23 protein-coding genes are annotated in these 24,037 nt (G+C 68.0%); 5 read left to right on the top strand and 18 right to left on the bottom strand.

Going from position 1 to position 24,037, the window contains the following annotated elements; translation table 11 throughout:
- Positions 1–3: 3 nt before the first annotated feature.
- From AC3ENO_RS01090 to AC3ENO_RS01060, 7 genes are all read right to left on the bottom strand, one after another.
- Entirely contained in the window at positions 4–297 is a 294-nt protein-coding gene (locus AC3ENO_RS01090) for a GNAT family N-acetyltransferase (protein WP_434968783.1), read from the bottom strand.
- Positions 298–344: 47 nt separating this feature from the next.
- On the bottom strand, positions 345–1,835 hold the full coding sequence (locus AC3ENO_RS01085; RefSeq protein WP_434968782.1) for a GH1 family beta-glucosidase: 1,491 nt from the start codon (positions 1,833–1,835) through the stop codon (positions 345–347).
- Entirely contained in the window at positions 1,832–4,093 is a 2,262-nt protein-coding gene (yicI, locus tag AC3ENO_RS01080; protein WP_434968781.1) for an alpha-xylosidase, read from the bottom strand. The genes AC3ENO_RS01085 and yicI overlap by 4 nt, the downstream gene beginning before the upstream one ends.
- Positions 4,093–4,920: a carbohydrate ABC transporter permease gene (locus AC3ENO_RS01075; RefSeq protein WP_488185750.1), complete on the bottom strand. Its 828-nt coding sequence runs from the start codon at positions 4,918–4,920 to the stop codon at positions 4,093–4,095. The genes yicI and AC3ENO_RS01075 overlap by 1 nt, the downstream gene beginning before the upstream one ends.
- A gap of 59 nt (positions 4,921–4,979) precedes the next feature.
- Positions 4,980–5,960, bottom strand: coding sequence for a carbohydrate ABC transporter permease (locus AC3ENO_RS01070; protein WP_434968779.1), 981 nt, complete (start codon positions 5,958–5,960; stop codon positions 4,980–4,982).
- 92 nt (positions 5,961–6,052) lie between these two features.
- Positions 6,053–7,363, bottom strand: a complete 1,311-nt coding sequence (locus tag AC3ENO_RS01065; protein ID WP_434968778.1) for an ABC transporter substrate-binding protein — start codon at positions 7,361–7,363, stop codon at positions 6,053–6,055.
- A gap of 125 nt (positions 7,364–7,488) precedes the next feature.
- Positions 7,489–8,538: a LacI family DNA-binding transcriptional regulator gene (locus tag AC3ENO_RS01060; protein WP_434968777.1), complete on the bottom strand. Its 1,050-nt coding sequence runs from the start codon at positions 8,536–8,538 to the stop codon at positions 7,489–7,491.
- 552 nt (positions 8,539–9,090) lie between these two features.
- Between AC3ENO_RS01060 and AC3ENO_RS01055 the strand changes: the two genes are divergently transcribed.
- Entirely contained in the window at positions 9,091–9,780 is a 690-nt protein-coding gene (locus AC3ENO_RS01055) for a winged helix-turn-helix domain-containing protein (RefSeq protein ID WP_434968776.1), read from the top strand.
- 152 nt (positions 9,781–9,932) lie between these two features.
- Entirely contained in the window at positions 9,933–10,931 is a 999-nt protein-coding gene (locus AC3ENO_RS01050) for a DNA-3-methyladenine glycosylase family protein (protein ID WP_434968775.1), read from the top strand.
- Between the two features lie 13 nt (positions 10,932–10,944).
- Here the strand turns inward: AC3ENO_RS01050 and AC3ENO_RS01045 are convergent, their stop codons facing one another.
- From AC3ENO_RS01045 to AC3ENO_RS01035, 3 genes are all read right to left on the bottom strand, one after another.
- Positions 10,945–11,274, bottom strand: a complete 330-nt coding sequence (locus AC3ENO_RS01045; RefSeq protein WP_434968774.1) for a hypothetical protein — start codon at positions 11,272–11,274, stop codon at positions 10,945–10,947.
- A gap of 116 nt (positions 11,275–11,390) precedes the next feature.
- Complete coding sequence (locus tag AC3ENO_RS01040; RefSeq protein WP_434968773.1) at positions 11,391–12,224, bottom strand: aldo/keto reductase; 834 nt, start codon at positions 12,222–12,224, stop codon at positions 11,391–11,393.
- 38 nt (positions 12,225–12,262) lie between these two features.
- Positions 12,263–13,120 carry an HAD family hydrolase gene (locus AC3ENO_RS01035; protein WP_434968772.1) on the bottom strand — a complete coding sequence of 286 codons (858 nt, stop codon included), beginning with the start codon at positions 13,118–13,120 and terminating at the stop codon, positions 12,263–12,265.
- 42 nt (positions 13,121–13,162) lie between these two features.
- On the opposite strand from AC3ENO_RS01035, the gene AC3ENO_RS01030 reads away from it, so the two are divergent.
- Positions 13,163–13,528 carry a DUF2834 domain-containing protein gene (locus AC3ENO_RS01030; protein ID WP_434968771.1) on the top strand — a complete coding sequence of 122 codons (366 nt, stop codon included), beginning with the start codon at positions 13,163–13,165 and terminating at the stop codon, positions 13,526–13,528.
- Here AC3ENO_RS01030 and AC3ENO_RS01025 read toward each other — a convergent pair.
- The gene (locus AC3ENO_RS01025; RefSeq protein WP_434968770.1) at positions 13,497–14,321 is read right to left on the bottom strand and encodes a formate/nitrite transporter family protein; all 825 of its coding nucleotides are present in this window, start codon (positions 14,319–14,321) and stop codon (positions 13,497–13,499) included. The two genes, AC3ENO_RS01030 and AC3ENO_RS01025, sit on opposite strands and share 32 nt — an antisense overlap.
- Before the next feature lie 142 nt (positions 14,322–14,463).
- Between AC3ENO_RS01025 and AC3ENO_RS01020 the strand changes: the two genes are divergently transcribed.
- Positions 14,464–17,184, top strand: a complete 2,721-nt coding sequence (locus tag AC3ENO_RS01020; RefSeq protein ID WP_434968769.1) for a S8 family serine peptidase — start codon at positions 14,464–14,466, stop codon at positions 17,182–17,184.
- 6 nt (positions 17,185–17,190) lie between these two features.
- On the opposite strand, the gene AC3ENO_RS01015 is transcribed toward AC3ENO_RS01020, so the two are convergent.
- Positions 17,191–18,237: an isopenicillin N synthase family dioxygenase gene (locus AC3ENO_RS01015; RefSeq protein WP_434968768.1), complete on the bottom strand. Its 1,047-nt coding sequence runs from the start codon at positions 18,235–18,237 to the stop codon at positions 17,191–17,193.
- 153 nt (positions 18,238–18,390) lie between these two features.
- Between AC3ENO_RS01015 and AC3ENO_RS01010 the strand changes: the two genes are divergently transcribed.
- Positions 18,391–19,152: a DNA alkylation repair protein gene (locus AC3ENO_RS01010; protein ID WP_434968767.1), complete on the top strand. Its 762-nt coding sequence runs from the start codon at positions 18,391–18,393 to the stop codon at positions 19,150–19,152.
- A gap of 10 nt (positions 19,153–19,162) precedes the next feature.
- Here the strand turns inward: AC3ENO_RS01010 and AC3ENO_RS01005 are convergent, their stop codons facing one another.
- From AC3ENO_RS01005 to phnD, 6 genes are all read right to left on the bottom strand, one after another.
- Positions 19,163–19,534: a VOC family protein gene (locus AC3ENO_RS01005; RefSeq protein ID WP_434968766.1), complete on the bottom strand. Its 372-nt coding sequence runs from the start codon at positions 19,532–19,534 to the stop codon at positions 19,163–19,165.
- Positions 19,535–19,630: 96 nt separating this feature from the next.
- Positions 19,631–20,443: a MurR/RpiR family transcriptional regulator gene (locus AC3ENO_RS01000; RefSeq protein ID WP_434968765.1), complete on the bottom strand. Its 813-nt coding sequence runs from the start codon at positions 20,441–20,443 to the stop codon at positions 19,631–19,633.
- Between the two features lie 25 nt (positions 20,444–20,468).
- Entirely contained in the window at positions 20,469–21,341 is an 873-nt protein-coding gene (gene phnE / locus AC3ENO_RS00995; RefSeq protein WP_434968764.1) for a phosphonate ABC transporter, permease protein PhnE, read from the bottom strand.
- Positions 21,338–22,147 (bottom strand): phosphonate ABC transporter, permease protein PhnE, encoded by an 810-nt coding sequence (gene phnE, locus AC3ENO_RS00990; RefSeq protein ID WP_434968763.1) that lies wholly within the window; start codon positions 22,145–22,147, stop codon positions 21,338–21,340. Before phnE (AC3ENO_RS00990) ends, phnE (AC3ENO_RS00995) begins: the two co-directional genes overlap by 4 nt.
- Positions 22,144–22,986 carry a phosphonate ABC transporter ATP-binding protein gene (phnC, locus tag AC3ENO_RS00985; RefSeq protein WP_434968762.1) on the bottom strand — a complete coding sequence of 281 codons (843 nt, stop codon included), beginning with the start codon at positions 22,984–22,986 and terminating at the stop codon, positions 22,144–22,146. The genes phnE (AC3ENO_RS00990) and phnC overlap by 4 nt, the downstream gene beginning before the upstream one ends.
- 37 nt (positions 22,987–23,023) lie before the next feature.
- Positions 23,024–24,037 (bottom strand): phosphate/phosphite/phosphonate ABC transporter substrate-binding protein, encoded by a 1,014-nt coding sequence (gene phnD, locus AC3ENO_RS00980; protein WP_434968761.1) that lies wholly within the window; start codon positions 24,035–24,037, stop codon positions 23,024–23,026.

The following is a 24,037-nucleotide window of genomic DNA, read 5'->3' as shown; positions in this document are numbered from 1 at the left end:
CGCTCAGACGCGGGGCTTGAGGATGCCGGCGTGCTCGGGGTGCCGGTCGAACCACTCAGCGACATACCAGCACACCGGGATCACCTCGCGGTCGCCGCGCTCCTCGAGTTCGGCGACGGCACGCGCGACGATCTCGGCGGCGTACCCGTGCCCCCGGAAGGTCGGAACGGTGTATGCGCGCGTCAGGGCGATCGAGCGGCCGTCATCGTTGTAGTCGAGCGCACTGACGAGGTCATCGCCCACGTGCAGCGTGTAGCGGGAGGCATCCGTCTCGTTCGCGAACCGTGTCTCGCTCATGCCCCCAGGCTACGCCTGCGGGACCAGCCCGCGGCCGGTGTTGCGCCTCATGACGTCGTCGGGCGCGACGCGGGGAGCACCCGTGTACGCACGAGCTCCTGGTACCAGCGCCCGCTGTCCTTGACGGTGCGTTCGAGGGTGTCGAAGTCGACCCGCACGATGCCGAAGCGCTTGGCGTAGCCGTAGCCCCACTCGAAGTTGTCCAGCAGCGACCACACGAAGTAACCGCGCAGGTCCACGCCCCTGGCCATTGCGCGATGGGCTGCGGTGAAGTGGCGCCGCAGGTAGTCCAGACGCTCGGGGTCGGGCACCGAGCCGTCCTCTGCCACGGCGTCGTCGAAGGCCGCGCCGTTCTCGGTGACCATCATCGGCTGCTCAGGGAACTGCTCGTGCAACGACACGAGAAGCTCCTCGAGACCCTCCGGAGCGATGTTCCACCCCATCGCGGTGTACGGCCCGGGCTGCTCCACGAACTCGACGAGCTGGTCGCTGCCCGGCCACGCGGTGCCGCCCTCCGCGCCCTTGTGCCCGTCGTTCTGCTGCTTGGGAGAGATGCCATCCCACATCCGGACGGTCGCGGTGGAGTAGTAATTCACCCCGAGCACATCGATCGGCTGGTGGATGTCGGCGAGGTCGCCGTCGTGCACGAACGACCAGTCGGTGACCGACGCCGTATCCTCCAGCAGATCCGCCGGGTACTCCCCCCGGAGCATGGGTCCCGTGAACGCCCGGTTGGCGAGCGCATCGATCCGGCGCATCGCCTCCGACGCACGCTCGCCCTCGCCGCGCAGCACGTGGAAGTTCAACGTCACCGAGTACTGCGGGTCGCCGGTGGAGGTCGCGCGCAGCGCCTGCAGGGCGCGACCGTGGGCGAGGTTGAGGTGATGGACGGCAGCCAACGCGGCGGCCGGCTCATGGCGGCCCGGAGCATGACCACCCTGGCCGTACCCGAGGTACGCCGAACACCACGGCTCGTTCAGGGTCGTCCAGGTGTGGACCCGGTCGCCGAAGGCCTCCCCGACGACCCGCGCGTACTCCTCGAAGGCGTCGACCGTCGCGCGGTTCGCCCAGCCGCCGGCATCCTCGAGCGGCTGCGGCAGGTCCCAGTGATAGAGCGTCGCGACCGGCTTGATGCCCCGCGCGAGCAGTCCGTCGATCAGGCGCGAGTAGAAGTCGAGTCCCGCGGGGTTGACCTCTCCGCGACCGGTGGGCACGATCCGCGGCCACGCGATCGAGAACCGGTAGGCGTCCAGACCCAGCTCGGCCATCAGATCGAGGTCGCTCTCCCACCGGTGGTAGTGGTCGCACGCCACATCCCCGGTGTCGCCGTTCCACACCTTGCCTGGCGTCTTGCTGAACGTGTCCCAGATCGAGGGACCGCGCCCGTCCTCGTCGAACCCGCCCTCGACCTGGTAGGAGGCGGTCGCGGAACCGAACGTGAAGTCCTGCGGGAAGACCAGACCGGAATCCCGGTAGTCGGCGGAACCGATCATCGTGGGGGTGTCCTTCGTGCTGAGGCGTGCGTCATCGGGGGTCATGCGCGCTCCCCGTCGACCGGTCCGTGCTCGGTGACGGCGGCGCGGTCGACCGAGAAGGTCTCGGTGTGACCGTCGGGGTTCGTGATGGTGACGCTAGCAATCCCCTCTCCCCCCGGGAAGACGCGGATCGCGAGTCCGTCGAGATAGTCGTAGTCGGGACGGTCGTCCCGAGCACCCCACGGGAGCACTGCGCCGGGCCGCACGTACAGCGGCAGGCTGTCGAAGCCGTGCACCTCGGTGCGCCATCCGCCGCCTTCGACCCGCTCCCCCGTCAGCAGGTGGGTCCAGGTTCCGGGCGGGAGGTAGAAGCTCACCTCACCCGAGGCGCTGAAGACGGGCGCGACGAGGATGTCGGAGCCGAGCATGTACTGACGGTCCAGGTAGGCGACGGCCGGGTCGCCCGGGAACTCGAGCTGCATCGGGCGCATGACGGGAAGACCCGTGGATGCCGCATCCTGACCCACCTGGAACAGGTACGGCATGAGCCGCATCTTCAGCCGCGTGAACAGCCGCGTGACGTCCACGGCCTCCTCATCGAAAGCCCACGGCACGCGGTAGGACTCCGAGCCGTGGAAGCGCGAGTGCGAGCTCAGGAGGCCGAACGCGGTCCAGCGCTTGAACACCGCCGGGTCGGGGGTTCCCTCGAACCCGCCGATATCGTGGCTCCAGAACGCGAAGCCGCTCATCGCCAGCGACAGCCCACCGCGCAGCGTCTCGGCCATCGACGTGAACGTCGAGGTCGAGTCTCCGCCCCAGTGCACCGGCATCGACTGTCCGCCGGTCGTGGCCGACCGCGCGAACAGCACGGCCTCGCCCTCTCCCCGGGCCTGCGCGAGCACGTCATACACGGCGCGGTTGTACAGCTGCGTGTAGAGGTTGTGCATCCGCTCGTCGTCGGAGCCGTCGAAGTAGTCGACATCGAGGGGGATGCGCTCGCCGAAGTCGGTCTTGAAGGCATCCACCCCCTGGTCGATGAGGCGGCGCAGCTTCGACTGGTACCACGCTGTCGCGTCGGGGTTGGTGAAGTCGACGAGCCCCATACCGGCCTGCCACAGATCCCACTGCCAGACCGATCCGTCGGGACGGGTGACCAGGTATCCCTGCTCAGCGGCCTCGGCGAACAGCGGCGAGCGCTGCGCGATGTAGGGGTTGATCCACACGCACACGCGCAGATCCTTCTCGTGCAGGCGCGCGAGCATACCGTCGGGGTCGGGGAAGACCCGCGGATCCCACTCGAAGTCGCACCAGTTGAACTCGCGCATCCAGAAGCAGTCGAAGTGGAACACCGAGACGGGCAGCTCACGCCGAGCCATCTCGTCGATGAACGAGGTCACGGTCTGCTCGTCGTAGTCGGTCGTGAACGAGGTCGACAGCCACAGCCCGTACGACCACGCCGGCACGTGCGCGGGGCGACCGGTGAGCGCGGTGTAGCGACCGAGCACGTCGGCCGGGGTCGGTCCCGCGATGACGAAGTACTCGAGGACCTCGCCGGGCACCGAGAACTGCACGCGCTCGACAGCCTCCGAGCCGACCTCGAACGACACGTGTCCGGGGTCGTTGACCAGCACGCCGTAGCCGCGGTTGGACAGGTAGAACGGGACGTTCTTGTAGGCCTGCTCGCTGGAGGTTCCGCCATCGGCGTTCCAGATCTCCACCGACTGCCCGTTCTTGACGAGCGGGCCGAACCGCTCGCCCATGCCGTACACGAGCTCCCCGACGCCGAGGTCGAGCTGCTCGTGTACGTAGGTGTCGGATGCCGGGGCGGCAAGCCCCGTGCGCGCGTTTCCTGCCACACCGTGCGCGACGTCGGCATCGGGCGCCAGACGGATGTAGCCGGCCGACTTGTGTCCGCTCGCGGTGACGGGCACGCCGTCGACCTCGAAGGACAGCGACCACGGGGCACCGTGGGTCACTCGCGCGGTGAGGGCTCCCGTCGAGAGGGTGCCTTCGGCATCCGTCACGACAGCCGTCCCCGCGCCGCCGGTCGCACCCGGGAGCGCGAACCCGCCGTGCCAGTGCCCGCCCTCGTGGTGGGCGATCCGCACGCGCACGACACCTTCGAGCGGCGAGGACAGCGTGACGGTGAGGGTCGGCCGGTTCAGGACGTCGCCGCGTTTGGCGATCCGGACGGTGGGAGCGGTGACGGTCAGAGCGTCGCCGTCCTGGGGGTGAACGGCCTGCCAGATGTCGTAGGCCTCCTGCGCGTACAGCGCGGTGACGCCCGGGCGCAACTGCCAGAACCCGTCGGTGAATCTCATTACTTGACTGCTCCTGCCGTGATGCCGCGTGTCAGCGTGCGCTGGAAGATGAGGAAGAAGAGGAGGGTCGGAAGGATGCCCAGCAGCGCCGACGCACTCGTGGTGGTCACGTCCATGAGACGGTCGCCCTGCAGGACGCTGATGGCGACCGGTACCGTCTGGGTCGCGTTGGAGACGAGGAACGTCAACGGGATGAGGAACTCGTTCCAGGTCCAGATGAAGAAGAAGATCAGGAGCACCGAGAGGGTCGGCCTGCTGATCGGGAAGACGACCCGCCACAGGATCTGCCACCGGGAGGCGCCGTCCATGGATGCCGCCTCGAGCACTTCCTTCGGGAAGGTGCCGTAGACGGATGCCAGGAGGTACGTCCCGAAGGCAGCCTGGATGACGGTGAAGATGATGATCACCGACCACACGGTGTTGTAGAGCCCGACTGCTTTGGCCATGTAGTACAGCGGGTACAGCAGCGCCTCCTGCGGCAGGAGGTTCGCCAGCAGGAACAGCAGCACGATCCAGCTCCGTCCGCGGACGCGGCCGATCCCGATCGCGAACGCGTTGAGCATCGAGATGAGGACGGCGAGCACGGCCACGGCGCCCGAGACGAAGAAGGAGTTCCACAGCTTCTCGGGGAAGTTGACCCGTTCCCAGAAGGCGACGAGGCCGTCGACGTAGAACTCCGTCGGAATCGACAGCGGCCCGCTGTTGGAATACTCCGCGGGTGACTTGAACGAGTTGACGATGATCAGATAGAACGGCGCGACGACCAGCAGCGCGCCGATGACGACGAACGCGACCATCAGCCAGTCGATCCCGCGCGGCGTGTTCATGCCGCCTCGACGACGCCGGGGCGTTCTGGCTCCGGGGGTGGTCATGGTTGCGGTCGCCATCACAGCCCCGCCCTTTCCTTGCGCTCCGAGGCCGTCTGGGCCCGGATGAACACGACGGCGATGACGCCAATGACGAGAGTGAGCGCCGTGGCGATCGTGGCGCCGTAGCCGACCTGCTGAGCCTGGAAGAACTCGGAGTAGGCGTAATAGGCGGGGACGATCGTGGAGGTGCCGGGGCCACCGCGGGTCAGCACATAGACGGGACCGAACACCTTCAGCGCAGCGATCGTCGTGGTGAGGGTCACGACATAGATCTCGGGACGGATGATGCTGACCGTGATGGCGCGGAATCGCTGGAACCAGTTCGCTCCGTCCAATTCGGCCGCCTCATACAGCTCGGGGTCCACGCGCTGCAGCGCCGCCATGAAGATGACGACCGGGTACCCGATCTGCACCCATATGAGGACGACCATGATGCTGGGCAGAGCCGTGTCGGGGCTTCCCAGCCAGTTGTGGGCGAGGAAGCCCAGGCCGATGTTCTCGAGGATCGTGTTCAGCGCACCATCCTGGGGGCGCAGGATCCAGCCGATGACGATACCGGCTACGGCGACCGGCAGGATCTGCGGAAGGTAATAGGTCGCACGCAGGAAGCTCGCGAAGCGGCCCCCGAACTTCCGGCCGACGAGGTCGAAGAGGACCGCAGCGAGGATCAGTCCGATGACGGTGGGCACGACGACCATCGCGACGATCATCCAGATGCTGTTGCCGAAGGACGTCCAGAACTTCTGGTCCTGCATCAGCGCGGCCCAGTTTTCCAGTCCGATCCAGATCGGCGGGCGGATGCCGCGCCACTCCGTGAACGTGAGGTAGAAGTTCCAGACCAGGGGGATGATCACGACCACCAGCAGCAGCACGAGTCCCGGCAGCAGATAGAGCCAGTACGAACCGGAGCGGGCGCGTCCCCGCTGGGGGATCAGGGGCTCCTCTGGAGGGAGCCGCGGGGTCCGGCTGCGCCGGACGAAGGGGACTGCTGCGGTCATGTTCCGATTCCTCGGGTGGATGGGGGGCCGGGCGGCCGGCCGGGGAAGTGGCACGGTGGGGGCGGGGGCTGCCCGCCCCCACCGCGTCCGGGTTACTGCCAGTACTGCTCGGCGTACGAGTCGTACTCCTCGCCGAGCGAGGTCTGCACCTGCTCGGGTGTGGCCGTTCCGTTGGCCAGCTCCTGGAGGTTCGCCACGATGGCGTCGTAGAACGTCGGGGTCGGCCAGTCGGGGTAGAACGCGAGGCCGTCCTGCGCGGTCACGGCGTTGAAGGCGGAGATGAGCTTCAGGCTCGCCTCGTCGGTGATGTCGGCTTCATTCGCGGCCACGGGAAGACCGCCGTTGTTGCCGATGATCGCCTGGATCTCGGGGCGCATCGTGATGTCGATGAACTTGTAGGCCAGTTCCTTGTTCTGGGCGTTCTCGGGAACGACCCAGAGGTTGCCCGAGGAGCCCAGGCTCAGGTCAGAGCCCGGGAAGGGGAACAGCCCGAGCTCGAAGTCGGTGATCTCGCTGAGGAAGCGGCCGTACCACCAGCTGCCCGACACGAAGATCGGGTACTGCCCGGCGATGAATGCGGTACCGGCATCCTCGGCCTTCATGCCCGCGACATCCGCCGAGATGTAGCCGGCGTCGATGTACTCCTTGAGGGTTTCGGTGGCGTAGGAGATCTGCTCGCCCTGCCAGTCGACGGGGTTCGCGTAGAGCTGGTAGTCATCGACCCACTGACGATCTGCCTGGCTCAGGGCGAGCTGGTACCACAGCTGACCGAGGGGGTATTCAGCGCCGGCCTCGGCCAGCGGCGTGATCCCCTCTGCGACGAACGCGTCGAGCACGTCGATGAACTCGTCGTAGGTCGTGGGCACCTCGAGGCCGGCTGCCGCGAACATGTCCTCGTTGTAGTACACCGTGACGAACTCGCCGTAGTTGGGCACGCCGTACCAGGTGTCGCCACCCATCACGCCGTCGGCGCTGTACTTCGCAGTCGTCTGCAGCGACGGCGCGAGCAGCTCATCCCAGCCGTACTCGGCGACGACCTCGTTCAGGTCGGTCAGCAGACCCTGGCTCGCGAGCAGGCCCGCGGTCGCGTTCCCCTTGTTGTACTCCATGACATCCGGGGCCTCGTCGGAGTTGAGGACCTGGCTGGCGGTGGAGCGGATCTGCTCGAAGCCCTTGGCCTCAAACTCGACGGTCACGTCGGGGTTCTCCTCCTGGAAGACCTCGATCGCAGCATCCCAGGCTTTGCCCATCGCGCTGTCTTCGCCTTCGTAGTGCCAGAGGACGAGAGTGTCTCCGCTCTCGCCTTCGGAGGAGCCCGAGCATCCGGCCAGGGCGAGTGCGGCTACGGTCATCGCGCTCGCGGCGACCAGTGTTCGCTGTGTGGTGCGGGTGAAGCGTGCCATCGGTGGCACTCCTTTCTTGGTGACCTGCGTCGGTCGGGTGTTATCGGAAGGGCTGTGAAGTTGTGGGTGGAAAGTCATCGAAGCGTTTCGACAAACGACACGCGTGGGCGGGGTCGGTGGTGGGTTCACGGACCCGCGACCGTCTCCGAGGCGCCGTCCGCCGACCGGACCCGGGGCCCGATCGAGTCGCGGGACAGATACGTGGGCGCAACAAGGTGAAGCCCCGGCTCCGGCCGGTCTCCATCAAGGCTCTCAAGCGCGAGCTCGACGGCACGATTGCAGGACTCGGCAGGGATGAGCGGAAGCGCGTCGATCGGTCGAGCCAGAGTGTCGATGTCGAAGCTGTTGCCGACCGAGATGAGTGACAGGTCATACGGCACGCTGATCTGGCGCTGATCGAGCTCGGACAGCACGATGGCGTGCGCGTCCTCGTTCGAGTGCAGGATCAGCGCCGTGACCCCGGCAGCCAGGAGCTCGGACAGCGCTGCACGACATCCGTTTCGATCGGTTTGGACCCGCCCACTGGCCCGAAAGAACGTCTCGACGCCCAGCTCAGCCGCCCGGCGCTCGTACGCTGCTCTCACCCGGGGCGGGAAGTTGGACTTGTCGTAGGCCGTCTCGGTCATGCCGAGCATGCCGATGCGCGTGTGGCCGAGGGCGGCAAGCTTGTCCACTGCAGTGCGCGCCGCCGCCTCGAAGTCGAGGTCGACGCACACCAATCCGTCGTGGTCGTCGGGCACGCCGATGAACACGGTGGGCGTGGCGATACTGCGCGCCAACGCCACGCGCTCGTCGTCGGGCGCGACATCCAGGACCAGGATCGCGTCGGCAAGACCACTCGAGGCGACGCGGCTCATCCCCGACACGGCCTGCTCCTCGGTCAGCAGCAGGATGTCGTAGTCATGGCGACGCGCGGCAACCGCGGTCGCCAGCACGAACGCCATGTGAGTCGGCACATGGGTGTCGGTGCGCAGCGGCTCGGTGAGCGCGAAGATGTTGGTGCGGCGCCCCGCCAGCATCCGCGCGCTCGCATTCGGGCTGTACCCGAGCTTGGCGACGGCGTCTTCGATCCTCTTGCGGGTCGCCGGCGATACGGGGCGCTTTCCGCTGAGTGCGTACGACACGGTGCTGATCGACACGCCGGCAGCCTCTGCCACCTCGTTGATCTTCGCCATGACGACTCCGCTGTTGTCCTACCGGGTACTCGAAGCGCTTCGCTAAACGCTTCGACGGCGATGTTATGCACAGAAGATGCCGAGCGCAACCTTTTGTCTCCATGAACAACAAACCGTGATGCGTTCGTGATCGCCGGCGGGCGGACCCATCGCGGAGCCACGCCCGCGGGGACCGTCCGCAAGATGTGAACCCCCAGGAGGCTGGAGTGAGCACATTGCGTGAGGATGAGGCGCCGCTCCGGGCGCAATTGTGGCGATTTGACGCACTTCGACGCGTTCGGTCATAATCGGCCGCATGACTGACAACGCGCATGTCCTGTCCGCCTGGGAGGCGAACGGAACTGCCGGCATGATGATGGCCGGCCGCGCAGTCATGTGTTGTCGAATGTGTCGCTGACGACACGTCAGCGGGGCGCCTTCTGCACTCCAGATCGCGCGACCCCTCGCCCCTTCCCCGAGCGCGTCCCTCCGATCCGCTCGACACCGACCTCACGGGTCACCGCAACACCTCTGCCCGAACCGTCCGGGCCCTCCGCAAGGACCATCATCCCCATGTCGAACACCGCCCTTCTCACCCGCCCCGCTCCCACCCGTCACCTGCACGCGGTTCCCGCGATCACCGAGGAACCGCCCGCCCGCACCCCGCGCGGCTTCGCTCTCTACGTCGGACTCGACGAAGCCAAAGCCGCCGCCGCGGGCGTATCGCTCCCGGTGCTCGTCGATGCGCTCCGCCGCACGCTCGCGGAGCTCGCTCCCGACGCCGAGACCTATGCCACGGTCGCCCTCGCTCCCCGCGGCGCCGGCGGCCGCGATGTCGACGTCGTGCGCCGCGCCCTGCGCGAGCCCTCCGCAGTAGCCGCGGTCACCGCTGCGACCGAACCCGAGGACACTGACCGCTCGGCTCGCGGCGTGGTGTTCGATATCTCCCGCAAGCGCGTGGTGATCGACGGGGAGACAGCGCCCTTCACCTTCACCGAGTTCGAACTGCTGCAGTACCTCGTCCTCCGCGAGGGGCGCACGATCGAGCGGTCTGAGCTCGTGTCGTCGCTGTGGCAGAGCGGTGAGGACGGCGAGGTTCCCGGCGAGCGAACGATCGATGTCCACGTGCGCCGACTGCGCTCCAAGCTCGGGCGCTATGAAGACATCGTGCGCACGGTGCGCGGCGTCGGATACCGATTCGACCGCCATGCCGACGTCGTCATCCGCTACGGCCACGGCACCCCCTCGCCCGACCGGTTCTGAGCGCTCCTGGCAGCGCACGGGTGCACGCGCGACACCATGCATTCGGTTCGGTCGCGCCCTGACGCGGATCTCGCTGCCCCGCACCCACACGACGACGCGACCGAACGATCGCCACACCGCCGGATGTCTCCGCACGCACGTATCGTGATCGCATGACATCGCTCGCGCCGACTCCCGCGACGGCAGCGCTGAGCGCACGCCGCGACCGGCGCGCCGCAACCGGCGCGCGTGAGGCACGTCCGATCGAGACCGTCTATCACCCGCGACACCCGCTGGACCTGCGCGCGACGGTCGGATTCCAGCGACGCGGGGCGCACGACCCCACAATGACGGTCGAGGGCTCCGTCATCTGGCGCGCCAGCCGCACGCCGCTCGGCGTCGCGACCATCGCGTTGCGTGGCGCTTCCGACGGCTCGGTGCGCGTGGCAGCGTGGGGCGCGGGAGCGGAATGGGCACTCGACCAGGCGCCGGCGCTGTGCGGCGCCCAGGACGACACGACGGGGTTCGACGCCGCTCGGCATCCCGTCGTCGCGCACCTCGCACACCGCAACCCGGGCCTTCGACTGGGCCGCACCGACCTCGTCTTCGATGCGCTCGTGAGCTCCATCGTCGAGCAGAAGGTCACCGGACTGCAGGCGTTCGCCGCCTGGCGCCGGATCGTGACGACGCACGGAACGCCAGCGCCGGGACCGACTCCGCGGCAACTGTTCGCACCCCCCGCGATCGACGGATGGCGACGCGTGCCCTCGTGGGCATGGCACCGCGCCGGCCTCGAACCCCCGCAGTCTCGGACGATCGCGCGGATCGCTGAGCGCGGCGCATCGGTCGTCCGCGCCGTTCTGGGAGCCCCGGATGCCGAGCAGATCGATCGGATCCTGCTCAGCCAGCCCGGGATAGGCCCGTGGACCGCGGCCGAAACGCGCATCAAAGCGTTCGGCGATCCCGACGCCGTCAGCGTCGGGGACTATCACCTGGCGCACGACGTGGGCTACGCGCTCACCGGATCGCGCACCGACGATGACGGCATGCTCGAACTCCTCGCCCCGTGGGAAGGTCATCGGCAGCGCGTCATCCGTCTCCTGGCGTCCGGCGGTCCCCGGGAGCCGAGGCGGGGCGCCCGGCTTCACCCCGAAGACCACCGCTTCCGCTGAGTTTCGGGCGAGGTTACGCCTCGTCCTCCGGCGCGAGGTCTCCCTGTCCCATCTCGCCCAGGTCGGCGTGCAGGGGATCCTCCCCCTGCGTCTCCGGCTGCACGTCCGATGCCGGTTCCGCATCGGGCTGAGCCGCAGGATTGTGCTGTCCTGACGCCGCTGCGGAGTCTGACGGCCGTTCCCCGCTCGCCTGGACATCGGGATCGATGTCCACCGTGGCATCCTCGACGGAACCGTCCTCCGACGAACGCTGCGGATCGACCGTGGAGTCCGCTCCTTCGATCGGCGCGATCTGCTCGACCACGTCAGCTTCCTCGAGCGGATCGCGGGCACTGTCTGTCATGTCGGCTCCCTCCCCCGCCTGGCGCCGTCCGCGCAGCGGGTATCGCACCAGCGTGCGCGACGGTACCGAGCGCGGGGAGGGCCTTGACACCCGTGGGTGGCGTCCGGCTCCGACCGTCACATCTCTTCGTGCGTGTCGGGGTCCCCGTCCCAGAGACGCCCTCGCTCGAGCGCCGAGATCGCCGCGACCTGCTCCTCGGTGAGCGAGAAGCCGAAGACATCCGCGTTCTCGCGCTGACGCCCCGCGTGACCGGACTTGGGGATCGGCGTCGAGCCCAGGTGCACATGCCAGCGCAGGACGACCTGGGTGGGGCTGACCCCGAGGTCCGCCGCGAGGCCCGTGATCACAGGCTCGCTCAGCAGTTCGGAGCGGCGCGCGAGGGGACTCCAGCTCTCCGTACGGATGCCGTGCTCGGCGTGATACGCGCGCAACGTCGCTTGCGGGAAGTAGGGGTGCAGTTCGACCTGGTTCACGACCGGCATCACGCCGGTCTCGCCCTGGAGGCGGTCGAGCATGGCTTCCGTGAAGTTGGATACCCCGATCGAGCGGACGAGACCCTCGGCCCGAAGGTCGATCATCGCCCGCCACGTGTCGACGTAGGCGTCGACACTCGGGTTCGGCCAGTGGATGAGATACAGATCGATGCGGTCGAGGCCCAGTCGCTCGAGGGACTCGCGCGCACTGCGGCGGGCCTGGTCGTATCCGTGGTCACGGCCCGGGATCTTCGTCGTCACGATCAGCTCGTCGCGGTCAAGGCCGCTGCGGCGCACCGCCTCACCGACCTCCCGCTCGTTCTCGTAGTTGACGGCCGAGTCGAGCAACCGGTAGCCGGCCTGGATCGCCGAAACGATCGCATCCGTGCCATCGGCACCGCGCAGGTTGTAGGTGCCGAAACCGAGCTCGGGAAACGCGCTGCCGTCGGCGAGGGTCACGGTGGGGATCGAGATCATGCTTCCATCCTGCCGCGTTGCGCCGACAGGAAGGGCCGTCAGCCCAGCAGGCGCTCGAGGACCCGGATGACGCCGTGGTCGAGGTTGGACGGTGCGCGGTAGCGGGCGGCCGCGACGATGTCCGGATGCGCGTTGGCCATCGCGAATGAGAAGTCGGCGGCGTCCATCATGTCGAGGTCGTTGAGGTAGTCCCCGAACACGGCGGTCTGCTCAGGGGTGACATCCAGCAGATCCTGGATCGCCCGCAGGGCCCGGCCCTTGGAGACGCCCGCGTTCATGACATCCACCCAGTGGTGACCCGATACGACCACCTGGTGTGTCAGTCGGTGCCGCTCGAGCGCAGGAGCCGTGTGCTTCTCGCCATCCTCGACATCGAACACCGCGACCTTCAGGATCTCATCGTCTACGGCGGTCAGATCGGAGACGTCAGCCAGACGGGCGTAGTACTTCTCGGCCTGGCTGCGGAAGGCAGCATCCGTCCGCTCGATGTATGCCGAAGCCTTGCCGCACAGGACGACCCCCACGTCGTGGCGGAAACCGCGGATGTCCTCGAGGAGCTCGTCGACGAACACGCGGTCCATGGGATCGGAGCTGAGCTCGTCGTCCCCACGCGTCACGAGAGTGCCGTTCTCGGCGATGAAGACGAGCTCGTCACCGTGGGCTCCGAACTCGCGGCGCAGCGTCGCGTGCTGCCTGCCGCTTGCGGGGGCGAAGGCGATCCCGGCCTCCCGCAGCCGGTCGAGCATCGACCACAGCCCCGGCGGAACCTTTCCGTCGCCGTCGAGCAGGGTGCCGTCCATGTCCACCGCGATCAGGCGGATCTCGCTGCCTCGGCCGGCCAGAGCATCGAGGTCGGTCGGCTCGGACGGAGTTCGGGCGGCGGGGTCATCGGTCACGCCTCCATCCTGCCCGAGGCGCGCACCTGCCAGGATCGAGCCATGAACCGCCACTGGAGTCCCCTCGCCGTCGCCTATCTCGTGCTCGCGGTCGCCGGCCTGGGAGGAACCTGGTACTTCAACACCCTCGCGATCATCCAGCTGCGGGACTTCATCGGCGACCTCGTCACAAGTGGGCCCGCGGTCTCGTCGATCACGGTCGATCTGCTGGTGGTCGCGATCGCCGGTTGCGTCTTCATCGTGGTCGAAGCGCGACGGCTCGGGATGCGGGGGGCGTGGCTGTACATCCTCGCGTCGGGGCTCACCGCGTTCGCATTCACCTTCCCGCTGTTCCTGGCGATGCGTCAGAGGCGGATGTCGCAGCTGGCGGCATCCGTCACACCGATGCCTCCGCATCGGCCGGAGTGAGCGCGTGGGCCTCGGGCCAGCGCGGTGAACCGCCGACGACCCAGTAGGCGAGCCCGACGACCGCCGCGCCGCCGACGAGGTTTCCGAGCCCGACCCACAGCATGTTCGTGCCGAAGGCAAGCCACGTGGCGCTCGGAACGCCGGTCGCAAGTCCCAGCGTGAACGTCGTCATGTTGGCCACCACGTGCTCGAAACCCGAGGTGATGAACGCCAGCAGAGCCCAGAAGATGACGACGAGCTTCGGACCGTCGGTCGTGGAGCGGGCCACCATCCAGATCGCGAGGCAGACGAGCACGTTGCAGAGGATGCCGCGCACGAACAGTTCGATCGGCGACTCGTGCGCCTTGGCATCGAGCATCCCCTCGAGCATCGCGCCAGCGGCGGGATTCGCGTGGAGGACACCGGAGGTCGCGACGAGGAGCCCGAACAGCGCGGAGCCGAGAAGGTTTGCACCGAACGTGAACCCGAGCGCGCCGGACGCCGGACCGGGCGACGTGGCGCGCATGAGCGTGCCCTGCGTGAGTGTCATCATCGACGAGGTCACCAGCTCGGCGCCCGCGAACACCACGAGGGTCAGCGCGACGCCGAAGACGAGGCCACTGACGAGCTTGGCCCACCCCTCCCCCGCCTCGGCGAGCGGTCCGGCCGCATTGAGCATCAGCACGACCGCCACGCCGACGTAGGCGCCGGCGAGCATTCCCGAGACCGCGAACCGCATCGGATGCCGCATCCCCTCGATCTTGTGGAGGGCGGCGTCGGCCTGGAGGTCGAGAGTGTCTTCGATCGTGCGCACATCGGCACGGTACCGCTGTGGTCAGGCCACATGTAGGGGCGGAGGTCCCTGTCCCGGCTCGCCGCTCCCGCGTGGAGTTGTTCACCGGCCGGCTCGCCCTATGGAAGAGTATGCCTGCAGTCATTTTCGGGGGGACATCGTCATGCATCGTGCTACTCGCGCGCTCGCGACCGCCGCAGCCGCCGCTGCCCTGACCGTGAGCGTGTGTGTCGCCCACCCCGCGGCCGCCACCACCGACCCCGAAGACACCGGCGCCGCACCCAGCACCGTCCTGGAGAGGATCACCGAGGCCACCCGCGCGGGCGCGACCTCTGCCGAGGAGCTGTCCGCCGCCGCCGCGCTTCCGGTCGAGGGCGCGGGAAGTCTTGCCGCGGACAGTGCGGGCCGCCTGACCGTCACCGTCACCTTCACCTCGCGTCCCACAGCGGCAGACATCGCCGCTGTCGAAGCGATCGGCTCCGTCAACCGGGTGCACCGCCTGACCCCGACCGTCGAGGCATCCGTGGAGCCACAGAACCTCGATGCGCTCGCAGCGGTGCCCGGAGTGAGTTCGGTCGTGCCGGTCGTCCGACCGAGCACGGGGCGCGAGGCGGCGGCCGGCGCCCTACCGCCCGGCGATTGGAGCGAGTTCACGCGGGCTGCTCCGTTCGCCAGCGCCGATGCATCCTGTCGCAGCCTTCCCGTCGAGGCCGACGAGCCGCACCGCTCCGATCGTGCCCGCGACGTGTATCGCGTGGACGGGAGCGGCATCACGATCGGTATCATCTCGGACTCCTACGCACGGTTCACGGAGACGACGACACCCGAGGAGGACGTCGCCGCCGGATTGCTGCCGGGACCGGGCAACCCGTGCGGATACGAGACACCCGTCCGCGTGCTCGACGACTCGCAGGAGGGCAAGGACGAGGGTCGCGCCATGGCGCAGCTGATCCACGGGATCGCGCCGGGCGCAGAACTGGTCTTCGCGACCGGCTACGCGGGCAGTGCCGCGACCGCCGATGCCATCCTCGACCTCGCCGACGCCGGAGCCGACATCATCGTCGACGACCTCGGATTCGCCGACGAACCGTACTACCAGCAGAGTGTCGTGTCGCTCGCGATCGCCCAGGTCCGGGATCAGGGAGTGGCGTATTACAGTTCCGCGGGCAACAGTGGTGTCCAGGGCGCCGAGGGCACCCCCAGCGAGGGCAAGCCCATCTCCTCCTGGCAGACGACGGCCTACCGGGGGATGGACTGCCCTGACTGGGTGGACCCGGGGGCAGGCGTCGAGCGCTACGACTGTCTCGACTTCGACCCCGGCGTCGGCGCGGACCCCACCCTGACGTTCGGCCTGTTCGAGAGCACGGCACCGGTCCTGCAGCTGAGCTGGGCAGAACCGCAGTACGCGGTGGCGACGGAGTTCGGGCTCTTCGCGTACACGACGGATGCCGAACCTCGCGCGGTCAGCGCGCCGAGCGTCGTGGATCCTGCCGTCCCGGTGCAGCTGTCGGGCTTCACCGAGGATGCCGACACTGCCGACTATCAGCTCGTGCTGATGCGGGATCTCACCGGCCTCGCTGACGAAGACGTGACCTCGCCCGCCGTGTGGATCACGTTCTTCACCGGAGTCGAGAACCTGACGTGGCTCGAGTACGACGAGAGCGCCGGAGACGACCTGGTGGGACCGGTCAGCTTCGGCCACCCTGCTCACGGCGATGCGGTGGGCGTCGCCGCCGCGCCGTGGGACGGGGCGGGCTCACCCGAGTCGTTCACCTCCCCCGGCCCGGGATTCCTGCGGTTCGCCCCTGTGGACCCCGCCTCGGGTGAACCGTCCGAGGAGTACGACGAGCTTGTCACGGTACCCGCACCGTCGATCACGGGCGTCGACGCGACGCAGACGAGCTTTTTCCCTGCCGACACCACCGACGGAGAGCATCGCTTCTCCGGGACGTCAGCGGCGGCCCCGCACGTCGCTGCGATCCACGCGCTCGCCGCCCAGTACGCACCGGAATCCAGCGCCGACGAGATCATCTCGGCGATCCTGGACACCGCCGCGGGGATGACCAACCCCTTTCCGGAGTACCTTGCGGATGAGGAGGTGTTCGGAGCCGGCCTGGCCGACGCCTACGGAACGCTCGCCGCACTTCCCACGCCCACGGTCTCGGGACTGAGCGCCGAGGCGATCGCGGCCACGAGCATCGCCGTCAGCTGGGATGCCGTGGAGACCGCGAGCGGCTACCACGTCGAGCTGCGCTCGAGCGACGAACTGATCGATGCGGCAACCCTCGCCGACGACGAGACCGCCGTCACCTACGCCGACCTGAACCCGGAGACCTCCTACGCGGTGACCGTCTCGGTCGTCGACGGCGAGGGCTACGCCGGCACGGGCGTGACGGCATCCGTGACGACACCGCGCCCGCCGGAACCGACCCCCCTACCCACGCCACCGACACCTGATTCGCTGACACCGGGCGGCACCGGAGGTATCGCAGCCTCGCCCAGCGCGCTGACTGTCGGAGACAGCGTCACCGTCACCGGCCTCCCTCCCCTGAACTGGGTGTCCGGATACCTGTACTCGACGCCGACGTCGCTCGGATGGGCATGGACGGGCGCGTCAGGCACCGCGACCTTCACGATCCCCGCAACGGTGCCGGCGGGCGCTCACCGGCTCGCGGTGCTCGCGGCCGACGGCACGCTGCTCGGATGGACCGGCGTGAGCGTCGCAGCCGACTCAGCAGTTCCCGCAGCCGTGAACACCCGGGCCTCGCTCAGTGCGACCGGACCGAGCGAGAGTCCCGCGGTTCTGCTTCCCGCAGCGGCGTTGATCGTCCTCGCCGGAGCCGGCCTTGCCGCAGCGGCGGGCAAACGCCGACGGCGGCTCTGACCCGGCTCAGCTCCGCTGGCTGGCCAGCACCCTGGCGTACTCACGCGCGGCCGAGTCGTTGCGCACGCCGGCACGGGATCCGGCGAGCTTTGCCGCGATGTGTTCTCCCACCGTGATCGGCTCGTACAGGTCGGGATGGTCCGCATCTACGCACGAGGGCAGCGTTTCGATCAGTGCATCGACATTGCCGTCGTGGAAGAACGCAGCGGACCGTCGCCGCTCGATGGTGCCGTCGATCACGGGCGGCTTCACGCGATGCAGCGTCGACATCCACCGCTCATTGGTCCACCGAGCGGTCACATCGCCGAGGTTGATCAGCAGCGCGTCGTCGGCCGGCGCCACATCGTTCCATGAGCCGTCCGCGCCGAGCACCTGCAGACCCTTGACCTGATCGGCCCACAGGATCGTCACGATCCCGTAGTCGGTGTGCTCTCCCATACCGACCAGATCACCGTCCAGGGTCACATCCGTGCCGGGCGGGAGCGCGTAGTTGTTCATACGCATGACATCGAGAGAGTGGTCGGTCCGGGAGGCGAAGAACTCCGGGTCGAGCCCCAGCGCGTCGGCGAAGATCCGCGTCATGACACGGGCGACGCGCGCAGCCTCGCTGAAGTAGGCCTGCACCTGAGACGGGAATCCGTCGATCGCGGGCCAGATGTTCTCGGCGTAGTCGGGCTGCGGGAGCTCCGCCATGTGAGGATACGTGGCGGCCGATGCTCCGATGTTGAACGCCTCGAAGAAGTCGTTCATGCGACTGGCCTGCTCGACACCGAGGCTGAGGCTGAGAGACTCTGACTTCGGCGGGCTGTACCCACGGTTGATCTGAGGCGGCGTGCGGTACCCCTTCTTCGCTTCGAGGTCGAGCGCGAAGAAGGCATCCATCGCCTCGGTGAGCCCGCGGATGACGGCATCCGGGATGCCGTGGCCGGTGATCTGGATGAACCCGACGGTGCGGCACGCATCGTCGATGCGCCGGGCGACCTCCGCTTTGGCCTCGGGTGTTCCGTCTACGACGTAGGCGGTGATGTCCACGAGGGGAACCTGGAATGTCATAGCAACTCCTTCTCGAGCCGCTTCATGCTTTCCACTCGCCCACCCGGTGTGGGCTTTCGCTTTCATGAGCGTTGCTCGTCACGATACGCGCGCAGCGTTTCGCCCGGGTTACACAGAGCCAGACGCTCGATCACGCGCTGCTACGCTCGCGGCGTGGGCACCGCTTCGATGACAGCCGCGGCGCTGGCCGCGGCGCTGGAGTCGGCGGCGAGCGATCGCGACGCCGAGACGTCGCGGCGCTTTTTCAAGACCGGGCCGGGAGAGTACGGCGAGGGCGAGGTGTTCCTCGGGGTGCGTCTGCCCGCACTCCGCGGCGCCGTGAAGGTCTTCGATCGCCTGCCGCTCGAGGAGACCCAGAAGCTGCTCGCCAGCCCGATTCACGAGTTTCGGCTGGCCGCAGTGCTGGTGATGGTCAGGCAGTTCGAGCAGGCGAGCAGGCCGCGAAGCCGGAATGAGGGCGCACGTGCTCGTCTGCACGAGGCGTACCTGACCGCAGCGACGCGCGGCTCTGTGAACAACTGGGACATCGTCGATTCGAGCGCCGAAGTTCTCGTCGGGTCATGGCTGCGCGACCAGCCCGATGCGGTAGCACGCAGCGTTATCGATCGACTCCTCGGCAGCGAGAGCCTCTGGGAACGACGGATCGCCACGATCGCCACGCTGGCCTGGACGCGCGCGGGTGACCCCCGGCCCGCGTTTCGGGTGGCGCTGGCTCTCCGGGCAGACGACCAGCCCCTCATCCACAAGGCCACCGGCTGGATGCTGCGCGAAGTCGGCAAACGCGTCAGTCACGCCGAACTCGTCGCGTTCCTCGACGAGCATGCCGGCGCCATGTCGCGGACGACGTTGAGCTATGCCTCGGAACACCTCGATGCCGACGAGAGGGCGCGGCTGCGCAACATCCCGAGGAGCTGACCGGGGCGGCTCACCGATGCTGATCGATCAGGATCGGGTTTCCGTCGGGATCGACCACGACGATCGACCCCGGCCCCGAGCTCTCCTCGTCGACCGTCTCATGCAGTTCCACGCCGCTCTCGCGCAGACGCCGCTGGATGTCGCGCACATCCGAGAAGGGATCCACCGCCTGACCGCTCTCATCCCATCCCGGATTGAATGTCAGGATGTTGCGCTCGAACATTCCGGCGAACAGACCGATCACCGCGCTCCCATTGCGCATCATCAGCCAGCCCTGCTCCGCCTCGCCGCCGAAGGCCTCGAACCCGAGACGCGCGTAGAACTCGCGTGAGGCGTCGAGGTCGGCTACCGCGAGGCTGAGGGAGAACGCTCCAAGGTCCATGGCACCCACCGTTCCGCTCGTCGTCGTTGCGCACCACGGTAACACCGGGTCGGTCTGCCGTCTGCCTCCCCGGATGCCGCGGGCGAGATCGTGACGCTACTCGGACAGCGAGCGGCTGAGGACCGAGAGCGTGGCGGCCTGGGCGGCTCGGGCGCTGTCGCCGCGACGGGCGACGAGCAGACCCACCACGGACTCGGTCACGAGCATGAGGGCCGCACGCGACGTGTGGACCAACTCCTCGTGGAACGAGTCGTTGACCGGAGCGACGATGAGTGAGACATCCGCCGCCTCGGCGACCGGGGAACGCGGAAAGGACGTGATCGCGAGCACACGCGCCCCGCTCGCACGTGCTTCGGTGACGACATCCAGCGAGGCACGGTTCGCCCCCGAGCCCGAGACGACCAGACACGCTGAGGTCGGCCCCAGCTGCTTCGCGGCGATCTGCTGACCGAGTGTGTCGGGCATGTACTCCGTCGGGCGGCCCGCGGACGTCAACCGCATCGCGAGGTCGATGCCCAGCGGCGACGAAAGCCCGTTCGCCGCGACGAGCAACCGCTGCGCCTGATCGATCTCGCGGACGAAGGCCTCCAGTCCCGCCTCGGTGAGGGCAGACACGGTGTGACTCAGCCGCGACGCGAACCGGTCAACCGCCCCGCGCAGCGCGCCGAGCATCGTCCCATCGGATGGCGCGACGGGAGCACCACCCAGCGATACCTCACGAGCCAGCGCGACCCGCAGCTGCGGGTACCCTTCGTAGCCCAATGACTGCGCGGTGCGGATGACGCTTGCCCGCCCGACGCCCACGAGATCTGCCATCTCCTGCGCTGTGCGCTCGATCGCAGCCTCCACGTCGGCGACGATGGACTCTGCGACTCGGCGCTCGGTCGGCTGAAGAGACGGAGCGAGCATCGCGATTCTCATCGTCGGCGGCGTCTCAGCGGATCCCGACCACATCCTGGCGTCCTTTCGAGGATCGTCTGATTCCGCGCACCCGGGCCCCCTGCGTGATCCGACGGCGTATCGCTCCCGAGATCGCATCGATCGTCATCGTGGCGACGACCACCACGATCAACAGCATTCCGACGGTATCCCATTGCCGGAAGTTGGTGTAGTTGGCCAGCATGCTTCCGATTCCGCCCGCACCGACGAGCCCGAGCACGGCCGATGTGCGGATGTTGATCTCGAAGCGATAGAGCGCGAACGACATCAGCGCAGGAGCCGCGGCCGGCCACAGCGCCCACCGGGTGACCTCCGCCGTGCCGCCGCCCGCCGCGCGGACGGCCTCGGAGGCGCCCTCCTCGACCGACTCGATGGTCTCGTAGACCCACTTACCCTGGGTACCGATTCCCGCGATCCCCAGGGCGAGGGCTCCCGTGAAGGGCGTCAGCCCGGTCACGGTCAGCAGAAGCAGGGCGATGATCACTTCCGGGACGGCACGGATGACGGCGAACACGCCCCGAAGCGGCAGCCGGATCCAGGCGGGACCGACACCCCGAGCTGCCAGCATCCCGAGCGGGATGGAGACCAGTACACAGAGGATCGCACCGATCCAGGCCATCGAGATCGACCGCCACGTCTCGAACAGAGCGCGCGGGAGTTTCTCCCAGTTGGGATCGGCGAACATCAGCGCGCCGTAGTGGAGGATTTCTCCGGGAATGGCGCCGAGGTCGCTCCAGTCGATCGGCAGCCCGGCGGTGGCCCAGAGCACGACCGCACCCACGATGACAGCGGTGAGCGTCGAGGCGAGGCGAGACGGTGGCGGAGGAAGCTCCAACCCGAGTTCGCGCGCGGAAGCGGATGCGCTCATGTCAGCCGCTTTCTAAGGTAGTTCGAGAACACCTCGATCAGGACGACGACGACGAGGATTTCGAGGACGATCACCGAGACGTCGTCGTACGCGTAGAACGCCCGCCGTTCATCCAGCAGCCGACCAATTCCGCCCGCCCCGACGATGCCGAGGATCGCCGAAATGCGGACGTTGAGCTCGAGAGTGTAAAGCCATTGGTTGGCAAACAGCGGCCACGTCTGCGGCAGCGCAGTGGTGCGGTTGATCTGCGTCTGGGTCCCGCCCGCGGCCCGCCCCGCCTCCATGTACGCGTGGTCGGCGGAATCGATCGCTTCGGATACGAGCTTGACGACGATGCCGATGTCGAACAGAAGGAGGGTCAACACACCCGGCAGCACGCCGACGCCGATGATCGCCACCAGCACGGTGGCGTACACCAGATCCGGCACGGAACGGATGACGTTGATCACGGCGCGCACCAGACGGCGCGAAATCGCGTGGGGATTCGTCGGGACTGCCGCCCACAGGGTCAGCGGCACCGACACGAGCGCCGCGAAGAACGCGCCGACAACCGCCATCTGCAACGTCTCGAGCATCGGCCCGATCGTGCGCGGAAGGAACGAGAAGTCGGGCTGCAGGAACTGGGCGAGGAGGCCGGAGCCGTTGCTCCAGTTCCGGATGATCGCACCGAAATCCAGCTCGATCCCGCCGATCGCCGGGATGCAGGTCGCGACCGTGAAGGTGACGACCGCGAGCACGATCAGCGCTGTCCGTCCCCGCGCGTGCGGACGCGCGGGGAGCGTGTATCGCGAGAGCGCCTGGCTCACCGGTCGAGCCGATCGATCGGTTGGATGGGACGCCCGTAGATCTGCTCGAAGTCGGCATCCGTGGCGTCGGCGGCCAGGCCGTCGTACACGAGTTCACCAGCGCGAAGACCGATCATGCGCGTCGTGTACTGGCGCGCCAGGTCCATGAGGTGGATGTTGACCAGCACCGTGAGGCCGTCCTCGACGTTCACCCGGCGCAGGTCGTCCATCACGGCGTGGGCGGTGGGCGGGTCAAGGCTTGCGACGGGCTCGTCGGCGAGCATGATGCTCGGCTGCTGGGTGAGGGCGCGGGCGATCGCGACGCGCTGTTTCTGTCCCCCCGAGAGCTGACCGGCGCGCACCCACACCTTCTCGAGCATCCCGACGGCATCGAGCGAGCGAAGCGCCAGCTCGCGGTCGGCGGCGCTCGTCAGTCCGAGAAGGGTGCGGTAGGTCGGCGTGTGCGCGAAGCGCCCCACGAGCACGTTGCGGTACACGCTCGCCCGGTCGGCGAGGTTGAATCCTTGGAAGATCATGCCGATGTGACCGCGCAACCGGCGCAGCTGCCTGCCCCGCATGCCCGTCACCACCGATGGTCCGACCGTGATCTGCCCGTCCGTCACCGGCACCAGGCCGTTGATCGCGCGGATGAGGGTGGACTTGCCCGATCCCGACAGACCGACGATCGACACCATCTCGCCGGCGGCGATCTCCAGACTCACGCCACGCAGCGCACGAGTGCCATTGGGGTAGACGACCGAGACGTCCTTGAGACCGATCGCCCACGCGGCGGGCGACGGCGCGGGCGCGGAGGCCGAGGGGGTGTCCTCGGCCTCCGCGCGCTGCGGATCAGTGTGCATGCACCGCGACTTTCTGTGCGGGAACCGCGCGGTTCGATCAGTTCTGGAACTGCGCGAGGATCTCGCCATAGCGCGTGATCTCCTCCGGAGCAGTCTGGTCCGTCCAGTCCGAGAGGCCCACCAGGTCGAACATGACAGTCTTGGCCTCCTCCGAAGAGTCGGCGTAGCCGTCCATGAGCTCCGTGAGCTGCGAGACGAGGTCAGCCGGGAGCGCGGAGGAGACCGCGACACCGCCGTTGGGGATCATGTCGGTGTAGGCGAAGGCCACAACCTTGTCGGCGATGTCGGTGGCCTCTTCGGCGACCGTGGTGCGCGCGTCCCAGTAGGCGAAGCCCACCTCGGCGTCGCCGTTGTAGACCGCCAGGACCGCGTTGTTGTTGCCCTCGACGGGGATCTGCACGATTCCCGCGTCGGTGTCGATCCCTGCCTCGCGCATCGCGACCACCGGATACTGGTATCCGGCAGGCGAGGTCGCCGCTTGCAGCGCGACCTTCGTGCCCTCATCGATCTTCTCGAGGGCATCCAGCGCCGCAGGACCCTGCCCGGTGGCGTTCTCGCCGTCGCCTTCGATGCCGTTGCAGTACGACAGTTCGATCCCGCTGGCCGCGTAGGTCGACATGATCGGCGCTTCGGCGCAGTACTTGTCGGGATTGTTGGTGAACGCGACCGACGCATACGAGGTAGCCCCGAAGCGCACGTCACGCAGGATGAGCTCTGCGTCGTAGCGGTTCATCGCGTTGTAGAGCGAACCCGCGTCGGTGATGATGACCTGCGCCTGGTCGGTTCCCAGCGCCTCGACAGTCGCGGCGTAGTCGGTCGCGACGACGCCGTTGACCTCGATCCCGAGGTTCTCGGACAGGTAGGTCGTGAGTGGGTCGAGCGCCTCCGCGAGGTCCTCACCCTCGACGGACGGGACGAGCGAGATCGTGATCGATTCGGGCCAGGCGGTGTCGGTCGAGCCGGACGCGGAGGGGTCGGAGGCTGCGGAGCAGCCGGCGAGGGCGAGGGCGGCAACGGCCGCGACGCCCGTGACCATCAGGGACTTGCGCAT

Source organism: Microbacterium sp. bgisy207 (genome assembly GCF_057706855.1).
The sequence above is the reverse complement of the archived record's forward strand: the minus strand, read 5'-3'. Positions and strand labels throughout refer to the sequence as shown.

What these genes read in the sequence shown, in the direction of transcription:
- phnE (WP_434968764.1), bottom strand. Translation starts at nt 21,341, where the DNA reads ATGAGCGCATCCGCTTCCGCGCGCGAACTCGGGTTGGAGCTTCCTCCG.
- AC3ENO_RS01040 (WP_434968773.1), bottom strand. Translation starts at nt 12,224, where the DNA reads ATGATCTCGATCCCCACCGTGACCCTCGCCGACGGCAGCGCGTTTCCC.
- AC3ENO_RS01055 (WP_434968776.1), top strand. Translation starts at nt 9,091, where the DNA reads ATGTCGAACACCGCCCTTCTCACCCGCCCCGCTCCCACCCGTCACCTG.
- AC3ENO_RS01000 (WP_434968765.1), bottom strand. Translation starts at nt 20,443, where the DNA reads ATGCTCGCTCCGTCTCTTCAGCCGACCGAGCGCCGAGTCGCAGAGTCC.
- AC3ENO_RS01090 (WP_434968783.1), bottom strand. Translation starts at nt 297, where the DNA reads ATGAGCGAGACACGGTTCGCGAACGAGACGGATGCCTCCCGCTACACG.
- AC3ENO_RS01045 (WP_434968774.1), bottom strand. Translation starts at nt 11,274, where the DNA reads ATGACAGACAGTGCCCGCGATCCGCTCGAGGAAGCTGACGTGGTCGAG.
- AC3ENO_RS01015 (WP_434968768.1), bottom strand. Translation starts at nt 18,237, where the DNA reads ATGACATTCCAGGTTCCCCTCGTGGACATCACCGCCTACGTCGTAGAC.
- AC3ENO_RS01060 (WP_434968777.1), bottom strand. Translation starts at nt 8,538, where the DNA reads ATGGCGAAGATCAACGAGGTGGCAGAGGCTGCCGGCGTGTCGATCAGC.
- AC3ENO_RS01030 (WP_434968771.1), top strand. Translation starts at nt 13,163, where the DNA reads ATGAACCGCCACTGGAGTCCCCTCGCCGTCGCCTATCTCGTGCTCGCG.
- AC3ENO_RS01065 (WP_434968778.1), bottom strand. Translation starts at nt 7,363, where the DNA reads ATGGCACGCTTCACCCGCACCACACAGCGAACACTGGTCGCCGCGAGC.
- AC3ENO_RS01085 (WP_434968782.1), bottom strand. Translation starts at nt 1,835, where the DNA reads ATGACCCCCGATGACGCACGCCTCAGCACGAAGGACACCCCCACGATG.
- yicI (WP_434968781.1), bottom strand. Translation starts at nt 4,093, where the DNA reads ATGAGATTCACCGACGGGTTCTGGCAGTTGCGCCCGGGCGTCACCGCG.
- AC3ENO_RS01070 (WP_434968779.1), bottom strand. Translation starts at nt 5,960, where the DNA reads ATGACCGCAGCAGTCCCCTTCGTCCGGCGCAGCCGGACCCCGCGGCTC.
- AC3ENO_RS01050 (WP_434968775.1), top strand. Translation starts at nt 9,933, where the DNA reads ATGACATCGCTCGCGCCGACTCCCGCGACGGCAGCGCTGAGCGCACGC.
- phnD (WP_434968761.1), bottom strand. Translation starts at nt 24,037, where the DNA reads ATGCGCAAGTCCCTGATGGTCACGGGCGTCGCGGCCGTTGCCGCCCTC.
- AC3ENO_RS01005 (WP_434968766.1), bottom strand. Translation starts at nt 19,534, where the DNA reads ATGGACCTTGGAGCGTTCTCCCTCAGCCTCGCGGTAGCCGACCTCGAC.
- phnC (WP_434968762.1), bottom strand. Translation starts at nt 22,986, where the DNA reads ATGCACACTGATCCGCAGCGCGCGGAGGCCGAGGACACCCCCTCGGCC.
- AC3ENO_RS01075 (WP_488185750.1), bottom strand. Translation starts at nt 4,920, where the DNA reads ATGAACACGCCGCGCGGGATCGACTGGCTGATGGTCGCGTTCGTCGTC.
- AC3ENO_RS01020 (WP_434968769.1), top strand. Translation starts at nt 14,464, where the DNA reads ATGCATCGTGCTACTCGCGCGCTCGCGACCGCCGCAGCCGCCGCTGCC.